Origin of the sequence: Vibrio marinisediminis (assembly GCF_014050145.1) — a bacterium.
Classification (GTDB): Bacteria; Pseudomonadota; Gammaproteobacteria; order Enterobacterales; family Vibrionaceae; genus Vibrio; species Vibrio marinisediminis.
Genome location: NZ_JACFYF010000066.1, coordinates 1 through 391 on the forward strand (window position 1 = coordinate 1; position 391 = coordinate 391).

Genomic DNA, 391 nt, shown 5'->3' on the forward strand with positions numbered 1-391 from the left:
CGGGTGACTTTGCCGGTAACTACATCCATTACGGTGTTCGTGAATTCGGTATGACAGCGATCATGAACGGTATCGCACTACACGGCGGTTTTGTTTCTTACGGCGCAACATTCCTAATGTTTATGGAATACGCGCGTAACGCAATGCGCATGGCTGCACTGATGAAAATTCAGAACATCCAGGTTTACACGCATGACTCTATCGGCTTGGGTGAAGATGGTCCAACGCACCAACCAGTTGAGCAAATCGCTTCACTACGTCTGACTCCAAACATGAGCACATGGCGTCCATGTGACCAAGTTGAATCAGCGGTTGCTTGGAAGCTAGCAATTGAGCGTAAAGATGGTCCAACAGCGCTGATCTTCTCTCGTCAAAACCTAGCGCAACAAGC

The 391-nt window shown here is 48.8% G+C and carries 1 pseudogene; it reads left to right on the plus strand.

Annotation, left to right across the window (positions count from 1 at the left end):
- A pseudogene (locus tag H2O73_RS20330) lies at positions 1-391 on the plus strand (transketolase); the annotation flags it as partial.